This is a genomic window from Kitasatospora sp. NPDC001309 (assembly GCF_042896295.1).
In the GTDB taxonomy this organism is placed as follows: domain Bacteria; phylum Actinomycetota; class Actinomycetes; order Streptomycetales; family Streptomycetaceae; genus Kitasatospora.
In genome coordinates this window covers 83,093-99,071 of record NZ_JBIAXC010000039.1, presented here as the reverse complement: position 1 = coordinate 99,071, position 15,979 = coordinate 83,093, and the positions used below count along the sequence as shown (strand labels likewise).

The 15,979-nt window shown below is 70.3% G+C and carries 16 protein-coding genes and 1 pseudogene; 8 read left to right on the top strand and 9 right to left on the bottom strand.

Annotated features, from left to right (window positions below; all coding sequences use genetic code 11):
- Positions 1–1,385: 1,385 nt before the first annotated feature.
- A complete protein-coding gene (locus ACFY2K_RS31945) occupies positions 1,386–1,817 on the top strand; it encodes an SRPBCC family protein (RefSeq protein WP_380586434.1) in 432 nt (143 codons plus the stop codon).
- Between the two features lie 172 nt (positions 1,818–1,989).
- Here the strand turns inward: ACFY2K_RS31945 and ACFY2K_RS31940 are convergent, their stop codons facing one another.
- On the bottom strand, positions 1,990–2,904 hold the full coding sequence (locus ACFY2K_RS31940; RefSeq protein WP_387716158.1) for a LysR substrate-binding domain-containing protein: 915 nt from the start codon (positions 2,902–2,904) through the stop codon (positions 1,990–1,992).
- Between the two features lie 183 nt (positions 2,905–3,087).
- Between ACFY2K_RS31940 and ACFY2K_RS31935 the strand changes: the two genes are divergently transcribed.
- Together ACFY2K_RS31935 and ACFY2K_RS31930 are read left to right on the top strand one after the other, a co-directional pair.
- Positions 3,088–3,444 (top strand): YciI family protein, encoded by a 357-nt coding sequence (locus ACFY2K_RS31935; protein WP_380524977.1) that lies wholly within the window; start codon positions 3,088–3,090, stop codon positions 3,442–3,444.
- A gap of 16 nt (positions 3,445–3,460) precedes the next feature.
- The gene (locus tag ACFY2K_RS31930) at positions 3,461–4,021 is read left to right on the top strand and encodes a dihydrofolate reductase family protein (protein WP_387716156.1); all 561 of its coding nucleotides are present in this window, start codon (positions 3,461–3,463) and stop codon (positions 4,019–4,021) included.
- A 274-nt stretch (positions 4,022–4,295) separates the two neighbouring features.
- Here the strand turns inward: ACFY2K_RS31930 and ACFY2K_RS31925 are convergent, their stop codons facing one another.
- From ACFY2K_RS31925 to ACFY2K_RS31915, 3 genes are all read right to left on the bottom strand, one after another.
- A complete protein-coding gene (locus ACFY2K_RS31925; RefSeq protein WP_387716154.1) occupies positions 4,296–5,309 on the bottom strand; it encodes an MFS transporter in 1,014 nt (337 codons plus the stop codon).
- Positions 5,310–5,498 carry a hypothetical protein gene (locus tag ACFY2K_RS31920; protein WP_387716152.1) on the bottom strand — a complete coding sequence of 63 codons (189 nt, stop codon included), beginning with the start codon at positions 5,496–5,498 and terminating at the stop codon, positions 5,310–5,312. It lies immediately after the preceding gene.
- An 86-nt stretch (positions 5,499–5,584) separates the two neighbouring features.
- Positions 5,585–7,600 carry an MMPL family transporter gene (locus tag ACFY2K_RS31915; protein WP_387716150.1) on the bottom strand — a complete coding sequence of 672 codons (2,016 nt, stop codon included), beginning with the start codon at positions 7,598–7,600 and terminating at the stop codon, positions 5,585–5,587.
- A gap of 236 nt (positions 7,601–7,836) precedes the next feature.
- Here ACFY2K_RS31915 and ACFY2K_RS31910 point away from each other — a divergent pair, with 236 nt between their 5' ends.
- Together ACFY2K_RS31910 and ACFY2K_RS31905 are read left to right on the top strand one after the other, a co-directional pair.
- Positions 7,837–8,307 carry a MarR family winged helix-turn-helix transcriptional regulator gene (locus ACFY2K_RS31910; protein WP_380586446.1) on the top strand — a complete coding sequence of 157 codons (471 nt, stop codon included), beginning with the start codon at positions 7,837–7,839 and terminating at the stop codon, positions 8,305–8,307.
- 765 nt (positions 8,308–9,072) lie between these two features.
- Complete coding sequence (locus tag ACFY2K_RS31905) at positions 9,073–9,456, top strand: TetR/AcrR family transcriptional regulator (protein ID WP_387716148.1); 384 nt, start codon at positions 9,073–9,075, stop codon at positions 9,454–9,456.
- 145 nt (positions 9,457–9,601) lie between these two features.
- Here ACFY2K_RS31905 and ACFY2K_RS31900 read toward each other — a convergent pair whose 3' ends face one another.
- The 3 genes from ACFY2K_RS31900 to ACFY2K_RS31890 all read right to left on the bottom strand — a co-directional run bounded on the left by ACFY2K_RS31900 (position 9,602) and on the right by ACFY2K_RS31890 (position 11,327).
- Positions 9,602–10,309, bottom strand: a complete 708-nt coding sequence (locus ACFY2K_RS31900) for a phosphotransferase (RefSeq protein ID WP_387716147.1) — start codon at positions 10,307–10,309, stop codon at positions 9,602–9,604.
- Positions 10,306–10,854 carry an AAA family ATPase gene (locus ACFY2K_RS31895; protein ID WP_387716146.1) on the bottom strand — a complete coding sequence of 183 codons (549 nt, stop codon included), beginning with the start codon at positions 10,852–10,854 and terminating at the stop codon, positions 10,306–10,308. The genes ACFY2K_RS31900 and ACFY2K_RS31895 overlap by 4 nt, the downstream gene beginning before the upstream one ends.
- A gap of 62 nt (positions 10,855–10,916) precedes the next feature.
- A complete protein-coding gene (locus ACFY2K_RS31890; RefSeq protein ID WP_387716145.1) occupies positions 10,917–11,327 on the bottom strand; it encodes a hypothetical protein in 411 nt (136 codons plus the stop codon).
- Between the two features lie 284 nt (positions 11,328–11,611).
- Here ACFY2K_RS31890 and ACFY2K_RS31885 point away from each other — a divergent pair, with 284 nt between their 5' ends.
- The 3 genes and pseudogenes from ACFY2K_RS31885 to ACFY2K_RS31875 all read left to right on the top strand — a co-directional run.
- On the top strand, positions 11,612–12,754 hold the full coding sequence (locus ACFY2K_RS31885) for a hypothetical protein (RefSeq protein WP_387716144.1): 1,143 nt from the start codon (positions 11,612–11,614) through the stop codon (positions 12,752–12,754).
- Between the two features lie 17 nt (positions 12,755–12,771).
- Entirely contained in the window at positions 12,772–13,194 is a 423-nt protein-coding gene (locus ACFY2K_RS31880; RefSeq protein ID WP_387716143.1) for a hypothetical protein, read from the top strand.
- Between the two features lie 894 nt (positions 13,195–14,088).
- Positions 14,089–14,529: pseudogene (locus ACFY2K_RS31875) on the top strand (flavodoxin family protein); the annotation flags it as partial.
- A gap of 92 nt (positions 14,530–14,621) precedes the next feature.
- Here the strand turns inward: ACFY2K_RS31875 and rbsD are convergent.
- Positions 14,622–15,011, bottom strand: a complete 390-nt coding sequence (gene rbsD, locus ACFY2K_RS31870; protein WP_380524987.1) for a D-ribose pyranase — start codon at positions 15,009–15,011, stop codon at positions 14,622–14,624.
- Positions 15,008–15,919, bottom strand: coding sequence for a ribokinase (locus ACFY2K_RS31865; protein ID WP_387716142.1), 912 nt, complete (start codon positions 15,917–15,919; stop codon positions 15,008–15,010). The genes rbsD and ACFY2K_RS31865 overlap by 4 nt, the downstream gene beginning before the upstream one ends.
- Between the last annotated feature and the right edge of the window lie 60 nt (positions 15,920–15,979).

Genomic DNA, 15,979 nt, shown 5'->3' with positions numbered 1-15,979 from the left:
CTGCCGCTCGTGATCCGACAACACCAGCTCGGCCAGCCTCGGCCCAGGACGTCCCATGCACTGACCAACGACGGATCAAGGACTCAGGACACTAGAGTTGAACTGAAAATGGCGAGCCTGTCGGCCTCGCGTAGATGGGCGAGCCACCGACACATCCGGTGTCGCCGACCACCGACAACCTGACGTCGTCCGACACGGGTTCCACGTAGGTACCACCGAGGGCACTACTTCCGCCGTGGGCCCGGCGGATACACGGGCTACCAGGCTGGCCGGCAACGGATCACCTGGCCACCATGCAGGCCAAGCTGCTGCGACAGACAACCTGAGACTGCCGTCGTCCTGGCGCGAAGGGCCCCACCTGACCGCTGCCCGCCGACGGCACGCCCCGGATCTGTGGACGGCAGCCTCTCCGAGCCCCCAGGGCAGTTGAGGCAACACGGCCAGGCCCGCCGCGAGCATCCGGCCACCCCGCCGTACCCGCGTACTCGGCAGCGAACCAGAGGCCCGATGCCGCCACCCAATTGGCCGCTACGGATCCACCACCGGCCCGCCGTGCCCGGCGCCGGGGTGCTCCTGCCGCCCGGCGGCCGCTCGCGCGGCCTCGCACCGCCGCCCCGTTGCACTGACCCGCCGGCCCTGCGCGCGCTGCTGCTTGCCCGGGCCCTACACGCTCCCCTCCCCGACGCCGTCGTCGCGTCCGTCCGCTACCGCCACAGCGGCCGGAACGGGGCCGGTGACACCGACCCCGTCACCGACGCCCTCGAAGTACTCGCCCCACGCTCCGTTGCTCCCGGTTGGCCACTCCACGGGAGCCAGAGCCGCCATGGCCGCCGCTGGCGGCCTCCGTGGTCGGCGTCGTCGCACTGGCCCCCTGGTGCCCGCCTGACGATCCCGTGCACCGGCTCAGGGCCAAGCAGCTCCTTCTCCTGCACGGCCGGGCCGACCACGCCACCCCCGGCGGTGATGACATGGGAGCTCGCCCGCCGCGCTGCCACTGCGGGGGCCGCTGTCGAGGCCGTACCCATGGCCATGGGCGGCCACACGACGCTGCGCACCGCACCCCAATGGCGCCGGCTGACCGCTGAGTGCGCCTCTGCGGCCCTCGGCGCCGCGTCACGCCCATGCCGCCGAAACGGGTGACATCTCCTCCCGCTCCCCAACCGGCCGACGGTGGACGAAGGCCGCCAGAGCAGACTTGGTCCACGAGCCGCGGCACGGCGGTGGACGCTGGGTGACCGGCTGCCTCCAGCGCGACCGCGCCCGGCTCGTGGCCGCGAACCGGCCCCAGGAGATCGGGCGCGCGCCCACCATCCGAAAGGCCGTCCGCACCGAAGAAGGGGGTACAAGCCCGCTGACCGGGCAGGCAGAACTCGAAGGGAGAGCCGATGATCAGTGTGGAGCGCACCATGCTCGTCGACCGACCGGTGGGGGAGGTCATGCGCTACCTGGCGGACTTCGGGAACACACCGCAGTGGGACCCGGGCACCGAGAGCTGCACCCGCCTGGACCCCGGCCCCGTGGCGGAAGGGGCGCGCTGGCGCAACGTCTCACGGTTCCGGGGGCGGCGTACCGAACTCCTCTACCGCCTGGAGCACTACGGCCCCGAGCGGTTGGTGTTCGTCGGCCACAACCGGACCGTCGAGGCCACCGACGACATCGCCATCCGGGCCTCCGAGGAACGCACGGTGGTCGTCTACCGGGCGTCACTGAGGTTCAACGGACTCGCACGTCTGGCCGCCCCCTTCCTCCGCGCCGAGTTCGAACGCCTCGCGGACGCGGTGGCGCTGCGCCTGCCCGTCGTCGTTGCGGGCCCTTGACCAGTGGCGACGTGTGTCATTGGCATGGCCGGAGATCCCGCGTCCAGCCACACGCCGTTGGGGGGCTGAGAGGTCGGAGAAGACAGTGGAGACCGAGGGCTCGCGGGCCGTCACTCCTCGCGCTTCGTGGGCTCGGCCGGTCGGCGGCGCCACTTGTAGGACCACGCCTCGGTCATTCGTGGGTGGCAGCCAGGTAGATGCGGTTGGCGGCTTCCTGGGCGCAGTGCGCGAAGGCCCGGTGGGCCGAGGTGTTGTTGGAACGGAGCCAGACGGGTGCCCAGTCGATGGACTTCGCGTCGGACAGCGGGATGAAGGCGACGTCCGGCCTGGTGTAGAACCGGGTGACTTGTGTGCCGACGATGTAGGCGCCGTTGCCCGCGCCGATGAGTTGCAGGGCCTCTTGGAAGGTCTCGAACGGGGGCCCGCCGGGGATGTCCCTGCCCGAGGGAGTCCGCTCGGGCCAGCGGTCGGACGGCCAGTCGCCGGGCAGCGCGCCAGCCAGACGCAGGAGACGGACGTCCGCGAGGTCTTCCATCGTCACACTCGTTCGTGAGGCGAGGGGGTGGGTGGCGGGCACGGCCAGCATGCGGCGTTCGGAGATGAGCAGCGGGCCGATGACCAGGTCGGGGCCCGGCAGGGGCAGGCTCAGGATGAGGACGTCCATGTCGCCGGCGCGCAGCTTGGCGACCGCGTCGACGACCTGCGCCTCGCGGACGTGGACACGGCTGCCGGGTTCGCGCTTCGAGAACAGGTTGCTGGCCTGGTGGGCCACCTGCCCGGCCGCCGCGCCGACGAAGCCGACGCGCAGGACAGTGTGCTGGTGCCGAACGCTTTCCGTCGCGCGGTCCAGGCCGGCTCGGATCTGCTCGTAGCCGGGACGGATGTCCTCGTGCAGCAGGTGTCCCAGCGGGGTGAGGCGTACGCTGCGGTTGGTGCGGTAGAACAGCGGCGCACCGATCTGCCGCTCCAGCTTCTTGATGGTCTGGCTTATCCGGCCGGTGCTGACGTGCAGGCGCTCTGCGGTGCGCCCGAAGTGCAACTCCTCGGCCAGGGTGAGGAACGCCTCCAGCTCCAGACGTTCCAGCACGAGCCCTCCCTGCGTCGGTCCGAGTGTTGAAGCCGGCTAAACACGGGTTCCAGTATCGCTCGTTGTTCGAGTGGTTGACGCCGGACAGGCTGGTCACAGCGACGCACAGGGACGAAGGACCTGAAGCACCGGATGCTCCGTGACATCACAGAGCCCTGAGAACATCCACGAAGGGGAACCACCATGCGCTACCTGATCCTGCTCAAGAGCGACGGCGACTTCGGCATGCCGCCCACCGAGCTGTTCACTGCGATCGGCGAGCTCGGCGCCGAGGCCGTGGCGGCCGGCGTCTTCGTCGAGACCGGAGGCCTGGCGCCGCTGGACGGCTCGACGCTGGTCACCCTGGCCGGGGGCGAGATCACGGTCAGCTCCGAGTTCGAGCAGAGCCCGGCCGAGACCGTCGCCGCCTACACGATCTACGACGTCGAGTCGGTCGAGGAGGTCGTGGCCTGGACCGAGCGCTTCTTCGAGGTCCACCGGAAGCACTGGCCGGTGTGGAGCGGCAAGGCCGAGATCCGGCAAATCTTCAACGGTATGTGAGCCCAGAGGAAACACCATGGGAAAGATCGTCGCGCTGACATTCCTGTCGCTGGACGGCGTCATGGAACACCCGGTCTGGACCGGCCCGTACTTCAACGCCGACCACGCCAAGTACGCCCATGGCCAACTGTTCGCCAGCGACGCCCTGCTCCTGGGCCGTATCACCTACGAGGGCTTCGCCGCAGCGTGGCCGCACTTGGAGGAGACCGAAGGCGAGTTCGCCGCCCGGATGAACACGATGCCCAAGCACGTCGTGTCCACAACGCTCGACCAAGCCGAGTGGACCAACTCCACAGTGGTGCGCGGTGACCTGGCGACCGAGGTCGCCAAGCTCCAGGAACGGTACGACAGGGACATCCTTGTCTACGCCAGCGGCGAGCTGACGAACTCGCTGATCGAACTCGGGCTCCTCGACGAATTGAAGCTGTGGATCCACCCCGTCGTCGTCGGCACCGGTAAACGCCTGTTCCCCGAGGGCGCTGGGTTCACGTCGTGGAGGCTCGCCGCGACGACGTCCTTCAACTCCGGCGCCGTCATCCTCGACTACCGGCCTGCACCGGTCGCCGAGGAGCCGTAGAACGGAGCCTGTCTGGGCGGCGCCACCGCCGCCGTCCGCGCAAGGACGTCGGCCACGGCCGCTCTTCAACACCGAGCCCACCGCTGCTGGACGGCTCGTGCAGGGCCTCCACCAGGCTCGGTGACCCGGCAACCCTTCCGCCGAGCCGCCGGTGTGAACCGGCGGCCCGGCGGGTTACCAGGGTCCTGCTACCTGCGGTTCGGCTGCGGTACTACGGAGACCTCCACGAGTTCCGCCTCCAGTTCCGCGATGGCCGCCGGGCTCCGCACCTTGGTCAAGACGCGCCTGTGCGGTAGAAACCTGCACACGGACGATCGGTCCCGACCGCAGCCGTGCGGCGGGTGGCGACATCGCTGCGACTCGCGCCGCGGACGGGGATCGCGGGTGGGGGCTCGCCGCCGAGGCTGGTGCTCAGCTGCCGCTGCGGAACTGGAGCCGCAGGTAGGCGTCGAAGGGCTTGGCGCCGAAGAGCCGGCGCGCGTGCACCAGAGCCTTGGCCGCGGGGGTCACGACGTAGCGGGTGCGGGGCCGAGGGGAGGTGGCCGCCGTCTCGATGACCGCGGCGACGGTCTGCGGCGGGGCGGACAGCAGCGTGGACCGGTAGGAGGCCGCCCAGGGCGGTGAGGTGGCGGCGGTTGCGGTGCCGTTCGACGGCGACGAAGGCGGCGAGTGCGACGAGGCCGAGGGCGAAGGCGACGGGAACGGGGGAGGGGCCGCTGTCCAGGCGCGTACCGAACGCGGAGAAGGGCTGCTCGAGGTGCCACCAGCCGTAGGTGCGGCCTTCGATGAGGCCGAAGACGATGCTGGTGAACCCGACGACGGACAGCACCGCTCCTAGGAGGTCGAGGCCGCGTTCGGCTCTGTCGTCGCGGCTGTCGGCGACCAGTAGCAGGACGCCTGCGGCCACCAGCGCGCCGAGCGGCAGGTTGATGCCGAACGCCCAGCGCCAGGACGGGTGGGTGGTGAGCCAGCCGCCCAGCAGCGGTCCCAGGGCGGCGGTGCCGCCGATGGTCGATCCCCAGACGGCGAACGCCTGGCCGCGTTCGCGGCCCCGGAAGGTGGCGTTGATCAGCGACAGCGAGGTGGGCAGGATCATCGCGCCGCCGAGCCCTTGGACGAGTCGGCTGCCGATCAGCACCGGCCCGCTGGGGGCCGTAGCCGCGGCGACGCTCGCCGCGACGAAGACGGCGGTGCCGGTCAGGAAGACCCGGCGGCGCCCGACCCGGTCTCCGGTACGCCCGGCCAGGAGCAGGAAGGAGGCGAACACCAGGGTGTAGGTCTCCTGCACCTACTGGGCGTCGCTGGAGGTGATGTGCAGGTCATCGATGATGCTGGGGACGGCGACGTTGACGATCGTGGAGTCCACGATGATCAGCGACACGCCGAGGCTGATCGCGACCAGGCCCCACCGGCGCCGACGGCCAGCGGATGAAGCGGCGCCCGCCGGGGTGTCGGGGGCCTTGCCGGTGGTGGTCATGAACGCCTCCTTCGGGGCGGTGCTGGGGGCAGTGGGAGTCGGCCGGTTCTCCGGGGCGCGCCGGATGGGCGCGCCCCGGGCCGGGCTCACGTGGAGTCGTGGTGGGCCCTCGGTCGGGGGGTTTCGGGGCGGCCGGGCCACCAGAAGTGGCGGCCGGTCAGCAGGACGAGTGCGGGTACGAGGACGGTGCGCACCAGCAGGGTGTCGAGGAGGACGCCGATGCCGACGATGACGCCGATCTGGGTGAGGGTGATCAGGGGCAGGACGCCGAGGACGGCGAACACGGCGGCGAGCAGGATGCCGGCGCTGGTGATGACGCCGCCGGTGGAGGCGAGGGCTCGCAGGACGGCGCGTCTGGTGTCGTGGCCGGCGACGGTGTCCTCGCGGGTGCGGGCGATGAGGAAGATGTTGTAGTCGACGCCGAGGGCGACGAGGAAGAGGAAGGACAGCAGGGGGACGTTGGTGTCCAGGGCCGGGAAGTCGTAGACGGTGCGGAAGATGGTCCAGCTCGCGCCGAGGGCGGCGAAGTAGGAGGCGATGACGGTGGCGACCAGCAGCAGCGGGGCGATGAGCGCGCGGAGGAGGGCGATGAGCACGATCAGGACGATCGTGAGGACGAGGGGGACGACGATGCGGGTGTCGTGGGCGTTGGCTCGGGCGGTGTCGTAGGCCTGGGCCGTGGTGCCGCCGAGAAGGGCGTCGGCGCCGCTCACGGTGGCGATGTCGTGGCGTAGCCGCTCGATGGTGCGGTCGGAGGCGGCGGTGCCGGGGGCGTCGTCGAGGATGACGTCGGCGCGGGCCCACCGGTCGGTGCGGCTCGTCGGGGTGACGGAGGCGATGCCGGGCACCTGTCGTGCGGCGGCGGTGACCCGGTCGGCCGCGGTGGTGGTGGACAGGAGGGTGAGGGGGTCGGTGGCGCCGGCGGGCTGGACGGCGGCGAGGGTGCGCTGCCCGAGGACGGATTCGGGGGTCTTGCGGAAGGAATCGGCCTGGGCGAGCCCGGTGTCGATGCCGAGCGCGCCGGAGGCGAGGAGCAGCAGCACCGCCGTTCCGGCGAGCGCGACCCGGGCGGGGCGCTTGGCGACGCAGCGGCCGATGCGCGACCACAGGCCGCGGCGGTCGGCTGTCACCGGGGTGCCGACCTTGGGCACGAGGGGCCAGAAGAGTCGGCGTCCGGGCAGGACCAGGGCGGCGGGCAGGACGACCAGGCCGAAGAGCATCGCGGTGAGGATGCCGACGGCGCCGGCGAAGCCGAGGCCGCGGTTGCCGGTGAGTTCGGCGGCGAGGAGGGTCAGCAGGCTCAGGACGACGGTGGTCCCGCTGGCCAGGACGGCCGGGGCCGTGCCGCGCCAGGCGCGGGCCATGGCGGTGAACCGGTCCTCGGTGAGGTGGAGTTCGTCGCGGTAGCGGGAGACCAGCAGCAGGGCGTAGTCGGTGCCGGCACCGAAGACCAGGACGGACAGGATTCCGGCGGCGGACGCGTCGACCTGGACACCGGCGTGCGGGGCGAGGACACCGACGAGGATCGCGGCCGTGCGGTCCCCGGCGCCGACGACGAGCAGCGGGACCAGCCACAGGACGGGGCTGCGGTAGGTGACGATCAGCAGGACCGCGACGACCGAGGCGGTGGCGATCAGCAGGTTGGTGTCCGCGCCGGCGAAGACCTTTCCGATGTCCGCGCGGACCGCGGGCCCTCCGGTGACCTCGGCGCGCAGGGGTGCGGGCAGGTCCTGCGCGGCGACGGCTCGGATCCGGTCGACGGCGGCGGTGTTCTCCTGGTCGTCGGCTCCGGTGGGCAGGACGACGGCGACGGTCGCGACGGTGGCGTCGACGAACCTGGGGGCCGCGGTGGTGGGTGCCAGGCCCAGGGCACCGAGCGGCGTCGCGCGCCCACCGATGGCGGCCCGCTGGGTATCGGTGAGGGGGCTGTGGTCGGTGTTGCTGTAGACCACGATCGCCGGGGCGGCGGCACCGGACGGGAAGGTCTTGAGAATCTCGGCGACCTGGGCGGACTGGGACGAGGCGGGCAGGCCGGTCCCGGTTGCCTTTGTAGTGGTGGCGTCACCGGGCCCCAGCGCGAACGCCGCTGCCAGCCCGATCACGGTCAGGAGCAGGACCGTCCAGGCGGTGGCCCTCGGTCTCCCGAGGGGACCGCCGCCGGGGGACGAGTGGTCGGTGGACGGTGGCCCGGCGTGCCGGGTCGGGGAAGGGGACACGGAAACGCACCCTCGAAGTCGTTAAGTTACTTAGCGATTCTCACCGTGGCAGACTTCTCCTCATGGCGCAACACCAGTCATTCGGAGCCGGGCCGGATTCGGATTCCGGTCAGCGTGAAGCCGTGCGCCCGCATGGCGCACCGGTCGGCGACGACCTGTCCCGGGCGCTGCGCGACGTGCTCACGCTGACCCAGCTCGCCCGCGCGGTCCTGGCCGAGCGCCTGAGGATGCCGCTCACCAACGTCGAGGCCGTCGAGCACGTGATCATGGCCCGGGGTGCGGGTGAGCCGATCGGCCCGGTCGAGCTCTCGCGGCGCCTCGGTGTCACCAGTGCCGCCGGCACCCAGTCCGTCAACCGGCTGGTCTCCGAGGGCCACATGACCCGGGGCCCTCACCCGAGCGACGGCCGCCGCCAGGTCCTGGACGTCACCGACAGCGGCCTCACCCACGTGATGGGCGAACTCGCCCCACTGCTGGAACTGCTCTACGAGGCTTCCCGCGGCCTGGACGAGAGCGAGCGCGCGGCGGCGAAGCGCTACTTGGAGAAGGTCTCCGAGGCCTACCGCGCCTACCTGGCACAGAACGCCCGATAGACAGGTCAGGGGCCCGGTGTTGTCAGATCGCCCAGGCCTCCGGGGCCAATCGGTGATCCGCATGGTGCTTGCCGATTTGCCCGGGCCGACCGGTGCACCCTGGCCCTCCTCATCACCGCAGTCGGCCTTCGCCTCAGGTACGTTGGCGAGTGCCGGCAGGACGCCGTCGACGGAGTCCTGCTCCTGCGTTTCACCCTCGCCATCGGCCAGGCCCAGGACCGGCTCCACGCCGTCCACACCCTCACCCGGTAGAACGCCGGACGTTACCGCCGGCTCGCCGCTCGGCTGCGACTGGGTCCGCCCCCACCAGTGGGGGTGCCGCCGGCCGACGTGTCCGGCGGTATCGCAACCGCGGCATCAGCGCGGGCGGACACCCCTCGCCCGGCCGAGCAGCCGACACCCCTTCCGACGTAGTGCCTGCGTCGAGCCTGTCCGCCGTCAGCCGCCGAGCGGCCGTTGCGGCGGACAGCGGAGGACATCCCCGAAACGAACCCGACCTTCGCCACGGCATAGGCTTGCAAGTGCCTGCATGCACGTTCTAGGTCCGAGGTGGGCTGGTGGCGGCCCCCTCGTCCGGGTCGGCGCCCGAGCGCTGGCGGGCCACGGCGCGCGTGTTCCCGGGGAAACCGCGGGACGCGGGTCCTCGGCTGACGGGCAGCACGGCCGCTGGGCACCGCTGATGCCCGACGACGGGACTCGTCAGCCGTGGGGCGGGCCCACTACTGTGCCCAGGCGCCTGCCACGACAACGAAAGCGAGCTGAACTTTGGGTGCGGATCAGACCCGGAAGAAGATCCTCACCGCCTTCCTGGCGCTTGCGGGGGAGCAGGGCATGGCCGCGATCACCACAAAGGAGATCGCGGCCGCGGCCGGTGTCAACGAGGTCACCCTGTTCCGGCACTTCGGCGACAAGGCCAACCTCGCCCTGGAAGCGGTCAAAGCGTTCAGCCCGGCAGCCCAGATCGACGCCTTCGAACCCAAGATCGACGCCAGCAGCCCCGAAACCACCATCGAGGGGCTACTGGCCTGTGTAGAGGCCCCCCGCGTCGAGGACGAACCGAAGGTTCACGCCGCCTTGAAGGCCGCCCGCGCGAACGCGGTCTGGCTGGAACGAGTGCTCCCGTCCCGCCGGTTCAGGGCCACCGGCTGAGCCAGTCCGCGCGCCGTCAGGAGAGCGATGCCACAGCACCGGCTGTCCAGCCGCCTCCAGTTCGATGAAGCCGCCTTCGGTGACGGCAGGGTAGGTAGGACGAGAACACAACGACAAACCTGGAGCTTCGCGGAACGAGCGAAGGCTACGTGGCGGCCATGGCGGCGCGAAGTGCCGTGTGGCCCTCGCGGGAGAAGTCGTCGTGGCCGTGGGCGGCAGCTGTGACGGCGATGGCGGCGGCGTCCCCGGTCCCGCACCATCGGATGAGGCGTTGTTCGTCCTCCGTGGGCTGTCGGCCGTACCCGTTGTAGAAGGCGACGGAGAGGTCGGACCGGGTACGCAGGGTGCGTTGGGTGATGCGGAGGAAGTCCCGGCCGGCGGCTTCGTAGCGGCTGGTCTCGAAGTCGATCACGGCGATCCGCACTCGGCCGCGTTCGTCGGTGTCGGCGAGGAGGTTGCGGGCGGTGAGGTCCAGGTGGGAGGGCTGGGACTTCTGCGGGGGCAGGGTCTCCAACCGGTCGATGGCGGCCAGGGCGAAGTCGAGTTCGGCGGTGGTGAGGGTGGCGAGGTCGAGACGGATGCCGGGCAGTGCGGTCATGAGCAGCACTCGGGCGTCCTCGTCGGCGTCGATCAGTTGGGGTGCCGCGGTGTCGAGGGCGGGAGTCCAGGTGTGCAGTGCGTGCAGCTCGCGGGTGAAGCAGTCCGGGTGGCTGTTCGCCTTGAGGACGAGGTGCTGGCCTGAGGGGCGGCGCAGGAGGCGGACGGTCGCGGTGGTGCCGGGCCAGCTGAGGTCGGCGACGACCTCGGCCGGCCCAGTGAGGCGCGCTGTCGCCTCGGAGACGGTGGTGGTCACAGGGCGCCGATGGTCTTCAACGCCTGGTCGGCGACCTGGCGGGGGGTGAGGTGGGTGGTGTCGATGACCTCGGTGTCGGCGGCGAGCCAGCCGTCGTACGCCTCGGTGTAGACCGGCAGCTTGCGGCGGCGGAAGGCGCGGACCTTCTCGCTGCGCGCCTCGTCGTCGGGGAACTCGACGCTGGCGTCGATGCGGGCGCTGACGGTGTCCGGGTCGGCGTGGAGCAGGAGGTGCTGGAGCGGGATGCCAGTGGCCCGGATGGCACCGTGGATCTCGGCGGCGTAGGGCTGGCGCAGCAGGGTCATCGGGATGATCACCGGGTGGTCGTCGTTCTCCCGGTGGCAGTGGACGGCGAACTGGGCGACGAGGGGGCGCCAGGCCGGGTTGTCCTGGAAGTCCTTGTACTTGCCGGGGAAGACCTGGCGCAGGAGGAAGCCGACCTCCTCGGCGTCGAAGAGGACGGCGCCGGGCAGTTCCTGCTGCAGGGTGGTGGAGCAGGTGGTCTTGCCGCCGCCGAAGGGGCCGTTGATCCAGATCACGGTCACTGGGGTCTCGCTTTCGTCGCTGGGTGGTGGTGTTCGGGCCAACTGCGTGCGCTGGCCGGGGGTTACGACGTGCGGGTACTGCTGTCAGGGTTGCACCCGGTGGGCAGGACGGGCACGCGCCGCTGGTGGAGGGAGAGGTGGAATCGGTCGGCGTGGACGAGCCAGAGCCGGTCGAGTTCGGGTACCAGGTCGGTGGGGACGTCGAGGTCGACGGTCAGCGGCCCTGGTGCGAGGTCGGTGGTGGTGTGGGCGTAGCTGCTGCGCGGGCGCAAGTGGACGGCGAGCAGGCCGCGTTCGGGGCCGTCGACGGTGAGGGTGAAGGTCTGGCCGGGGTGGACGGCGGTGGGGGCGTGGACGGTCGGCGGGGTCTGGCCGGCGGGGCGGTTGTGGGCGGGCCCGCAGCGCGGGCAGGTGACGGTGATGCGGTCGCGGGGGCCGAGCACGCTGGTGAGGTGCTCCGCGGTCAGCGGCATCGCGCAGTGCGGGCACGGCGAAGCCGGTGCTCGCCGACCGAGGTGTCCAACGCGAGCAGCACCCGCGCCCGCCTGATCATCGACGCGCTGCGGACCCCCGTCGTCGTCACCCGCACCAACGCCCGACGATCTTCGGCACTCAACGCAACCGGACACTTCTTCTGCGAGGACACGGCACCCCTGCCAGCCGAACGGAAGCGACATGGGAGCCAGCCCGACCCCAACTCCACCAAGAAGAAAAATACTTAGTCGCGACGAGCTACTAGGAAGGAAGCGTGCTCGGCATGGCACACCAGTACCCGGCGTCGGCCGCGGCGATCGAGGCAGCCGCAGCTCACTTCAGGGCGCTTGAGGAGCTGTTCACGGCGATCGTGGATGACCAGGGTTTGGCCGTGATTCAGTGGAACGGGCTTAGGGGTTACTCGGACCTCAAGTGCGTCGATGGGCATATTTTCACGGTCATAGCCATGAACCTGCTGCTTGACGGAAGCCGCGGGTATCGCACACCCGGCCAACCGTTGTGCTCCGAATGCTGCTACGCAGATGAGATCGCCTCCCGCCGCAGCGCGCTTCTTGCGCTCGCAGAGAAGCAGCACGTGACGCTGAAACCGACCGGCGGGCAGGCCGACGAATCCCACGATGAGCTGTTCGATGCCGTATGCGAGGCCGGACATGCCTCCACCGTGCACGGACGTCATCAAAGCGTTCTTCGCGGGAGCCTCCTGTGCCGTACGTGCTGGGAGGAGGAGGATTACCGGAAGCTCTTGTCTCGTGCGGCGGATCTCTGCGCGGAGACTGAGGCTCGGATCATCCGGAGCAACTTCGGAGAGAAGGCTGACACGGTTCACGTCCAATGCCGCCGGAACCACACTGTGGTGATCTTCAGCAATTACCCCTCGTACGGCAAGACCGAGTTCCGTCCATCCTTCTGCGGGGCGTGTAACAAACTGGACCTGCTTGCCGAGTTCTCGGACAAGGCGAAGGGCTTCGGTATGACCGTGCTTGCCACCGAGTGGAAGTCGGCCAACGCCGCATACCCCGCCATGTGCTTCATGGGGCATGAGTTCGCGCTCCGGCCAACAGGGAAGCGCTGGTCTTGCCCCGAGTGCCCCCCGGGAACGTACGGCCACGCGAATCCGGCTCACGATGTCTACTACGTCGTGAGCGGTCGGGACCTGGTGACGGATGCGTACACCGTTAGGGCCTGTCCGGCGGATCTTGCCAGGCGCGCGACGCCGGGCATCCCGCCTGGACGCACGCCCGAATCGCCCAAGTACGTCCAGTACGAGGCCGACTCGGGCGCACGCCCAGCCAGGCGCCCAACGCCGCGCGCTGATCTGCCAAGATCCGCCGGACAGGCCCTAAGCCTGGTGTCAGCTCGGGCACCGGATACAGGCGGCTGGAGCAGCACAAGGAGGATGGCCTGACTGCGCAGCACCTTCGGATGATCGGGCTCCCTGCCGGAGCCGCGAGGGAGCTGGAGCAGCACGTCTTGGCCGGGTTGGACGGGGAGGGGTGGATTTCCATCCGGGGGGTCGAGTACTTCCCGGTGGACGCCCGCGAGATGGTCATGGACCTGGCCGGTGGGTGGTTCGCCGACCAGCCGGGGCTCGGTGCGCGCGACGTGATTGTAGACGTGGACGAGATCCTCGACGCCGGCCCCGAAGCTGCCGACGTCCTCGATCTCGACGCGGGCGCTGCTGTGGTGTCTGACATCGAAGAGGTCGGCCCCAACGCTCTGGACGCAGTCACGCCCGAGCAGAGCGTACCGGTCGATGATGGCGCCGCAGCCTTGGCGAAGCGTGCCGCCTACCTGGCCAAGCTGGAGAAGTTGAACGCGCGGTTCTCGGCGCGGGGCACCGCCTGACTCCACATCACCCAGGCCCGGCTGCGAGGAGCAGCCGGGCCTTCGGCTGTCCGGTGCCGTACCGGGGCTGGACCCCGGGTCCATGGTTCGGCCCCCGCGCACTAGCGAACCCGGGTGCATAATGTGACCAGCCGCTGGCGGTGAGGCCGGGTCTCAAACGGAACCAGCCACGTCGGCGGAACGATCGCTGGCGGTAGGCCGGATCCCAACCTGACGGGAGCAGCCGAGCCGCGCGACAGGTCGCCTGGCGTAGGCCGGACCCCGTGAACACCACCGGGAGTCCGCCGTGTCCAACACCCCAACTGACCTCGCCCGAGCGGCCCGAGCAGCGCATCTAGGCGTAATACCGGTGATTTAGGTTGCTTTCCGGCGGGTCGGGCTGGTCTTGGTCGGCCCGACCAGCGTCACGGTGGGAACGTCCGGGCGAGGCGGGTTGTAGTGGTGTCCGCGTTTCAGGGCCCAGTTGGACATCTTGCGTTTGATGACGCGGGGATTGGCGCGCAACCGCCGTGGCGGCAAGAGCCGTTCAGCGATCTCGCGGAGGCTGTGTGTGACGGCGCGGGCGAGCCGGGAGGGGGGAAAGAGCAGTCTGGGTGGTGACCTGGTGGCGGACGACCCGAAGGGTGCGGACGAAGGAGATTCGGTCGGGATCGTGCCCGGCCCGCTCAAATTCTGTGGTCCCGAAACGTGTGACAGACGGGTCCGCCAGTACGTTCGGTGAATGGTGCACGTGGAGAATGCTGCGGGATCTGGGGTGTCCGCCTTCCTGTACAGCGGCACCGTTCAGGCGGTGCCGCTGTTGTGTGCGGAGTTCTCGTATCCCGTGCGCCCCTGGAAGGCCACGAAGGTCTGGCTGTCTACGCCGCAGGTCAGCTATGGTGCCAGAGTGTTCCGCCCGTCTGGCTGGGCGACAATTCGTCGGTGATGAAGAAGGTCATCGAGCGGTTGTACGCCTGCTCGTCGATCCTCAACTCCGAAGGGCAGTACGCCTACTACGGCCGGGTCGGCGGCTGTCTGATCACCGGCAACGAGGACGGTGCCAAGCACTGCGCGATGAACGTGCTCTACAGCCTCCAGCACCTCGGCTACACCGTCCCCCCGCAGGCCGATGCCGGCTGGGTCGGGGAGGCCGGCCCGGGCCCGTCCTACCTGGACCCGGGCTCCGGCGGCCCGCAGAACGACTTCACCAACCGCAACACCACCTTCATGACCTGGAGCCAGCTCCACCTGGCGAGGATGCTCAAGGACGCCGGCGGCATCCCGGCCCACGGCAACCAGCGTTCCGCGTGGGACGCCGGCTGCCGTTTCGACTTCGAGAACCCCGAGCACCGCTGACCTGTCTGAACCGAGGCACAGCGGCCGGGTCGTCTCCTGCTGATGCCGTTCGTGGCCGATCAAGCCCAGCCCACGAATCACGCACCAGCCCGTCAGAAGAACACTCCGCACCGCAGCAGCACGTTCGCGTACGGCCGGGCCTCCCCGGTGCGCACCACCAGGCGCGCCCCCGTGCTGAGCTCCTTGAGCGTTTCGTGCGGCACGTAGGCCAGTTCGGCGAAGGTGCCGGTCAGCAGTTCGTCCGCGGCGGGGTTCGCTTCCCGTACCTCCTGCGCCGTGAGCGCCCCCTCGACCACCAACTCGTCGAGGAGTCCGGCCAGTACGTCCTCGAACGACGGGATCCCCGCCCGGAACGCGAGGTCGACCACTCGGGGTCCGTCCGGAACCGGCATCCCCGCGTCGCACAGGAGTACCTGGTCACCGTGTCCCAACTCGGCGATGGCTCCGGCGAGATGGCGATTCAGAATCCCGCCCTTCTTCACAGCGCCTCGACCTCCTCGGTGGTGGGGAACGACTCCTGGGCCCCCCGCCGGGTCACGGCGACGGCGCCCACCCGAGCGGCGTACGCGGCGGCCTCCACGAGCGAGGCGCCCGCGCCCAACTTCCAGGCCAGTGCGGCCGTGAAGGAATCACCGGCACCGGTCGTGTCGACGGCGTCGACCTTCACCGGCGCGACCCGCACGGCCTCCTCCTCGGCGGACGCCACCAACGCGCCCTCCGAACCGAGTGTCACCACGACCGATGCGGGTCCGCTCGCGAGCAACTCCCGTGCCCATGCGGCGGGATCGTCGCCGACGGTCCCGCCGCCCAGGATCACCCGGGCCTCGTGCTCGTTGACGATCAGCGGGTCGCAGGCCGCCAGGACCTCGGCCGGCAGCGGCTGCGGTGGCGAAGGGTTCAACACGAACCTCGTGCCGGACGGCAGTTGGCGTACGACCTCCACGACCGACTCCAACGGGATCTCCAACTGTGCCGAGACCACCCGCGAGGCGTGGAGCAGGGGCCCGGCGGCCCGGACGTCCTCCGGCGTGAGCCGCCCGTTCGCGCCGGGCGACACCACGATGCTGTTGTCCCCCGACGGGTCGACGGTGATCAGCGCGACGCCGGTCGGGGCCCCGCCCACCAGGACTCCCTCCGTGTCGACCCCCGCGTTCTGCTGCGACTCCAGCAGCAGCCGCCCGTTGGCATCGTCCCCGACCCGCGCGAGCAGCGCCGTGCGCGCCCCGAGCCGTGCGGCGGCAACCGCCTGGTTGGCCCCCTTGCCGCCGGGATGGACGGCGAGGTCCGACCCGAGCACCGTCTCCCCGGCTGCGGGCCTGCGCTCGACACCGATCACGAGATCGACGTTGGCCGAACCGACGACCAAGACGTCGTAGTCGTAGTCGTACATGAAACTCCCCAATCAGGAAATCCGGAACGGGGCAGCCGGAGCGCCGCATCCGCGGGCACC

Excerpts from the sequence above, each read along its gene's own strand:
- ACFY2K_RS31930 (WP_387716156.1), top strand. The coding sequence starts at position 3,461 with ATGGGAAAGATCGTCGCGCTGACATTCCTGTCGCTGGACGGCGTCATG.
- ACFY2K_RS31890 (WP_387716145.1), bottom strand. The coding sequence starts at position 11,327 with ATGCCGCTGACCGCGGAGCACCTCACCAGCGTGCTCGGCCCCCGCGAC.
- ACFY2K_RS31945 (WP_380586434.1), top strand. The coding sequence starts at position 1,386 with ATGATCAGTGTGGAGCGCACCATGCTCGTCGACCGACCGGTGGGGGAG.
- ACFY2K_RS31920 (WP_387716152.1), bottom strand. The coding sequence starts at position 5,498 with ATGACCACCACCGGCAAGGCCCCCGACACCCCGGCGGGCGCCGCTTCA.
- ACFY2K_RS31865 (WP_387716142.1), bottom strand. The coding sequence starts at position 15,919 with ATGTACGACTACGACTACGACGTCTTGGTCGTCGGTTCGGCCAACGTC.
- ACFY2K_RS31885 (WP_387716144.1), top strand. The coding sequence starts at position 11,612 with ATGGCACACCAGTACCCGGCGTCGGCCGCGGCGATCGAGGCAGCCGCA.
- ACFY2K_RS31935 (WP_380524977.1), top strand. The coding sequence starts at position 3,088 with ATGCGCTACCTGATCCTGCTCAAGAGCGACGGCGACTTCGGCATGCCG.
- ACFY2K_RS31880 (WP_387716143.1), top strand. The coding sequence starts at position 12,772 with ATGATCGGGCTCCCTGCCGGAGCCGCGAGGGAGCTGGAGCAGCACGTC.